This window comes from Neisseria sp. P0018.S001 (assembly GCF_051957355.1).
GTDB classification, from domain to species: Bacteria; Pseudomonadota; Gammaproteobacteria; order Burkholderiales; family Neisseriaceae; genus Neisseria; species Neisseria subflava_A.
The window spans coordinates 1-247 of the sequence record NZ_JBQCWN010000106.1 but is presented as its reverse complement, the minus strand read 5'-3'; the positions used below and the strand labels follow the sequence as shown (position 1 = coordinate 247).

The 247-nt window shown below is 50.2% G+C and carries 1 protein-coding gene; it reads right to left on the bottom strand.

Going from position 1 to position 247, the window contains the following annotated elements; genetic code table 11:
- Positions 1 to 247: transposase (locus ACTHTJ_RS11055; RefSeq protein ID WP_440361026.1), on the bottom strand; the 247-nt coding region annotated here is incomplete at both ends.

Here is a 247-nt window from a genome sequence, read left to right as displayed (position 1 = left end):
CCGTCCAGCAACTGATGCCCTTCCAGATGTTGCCGGTTTTCCTTACTGTCATAGCCTTTGTCGGCATAGACGGTCGTACCTTCGGCAATACCTTCCAGCAAAGGCAACAGATGGTTGCACTCATGGGCATTGGCAGGGGTAATGTGCAGTTTCTCAATATAGCCTTCCGCATCGGTACGGGTATGTTGTTTGTAACCGAGTTTGTAGAGGCCGCTTTTCTTTATCCAACGGGCATCGCTGTCTTTAC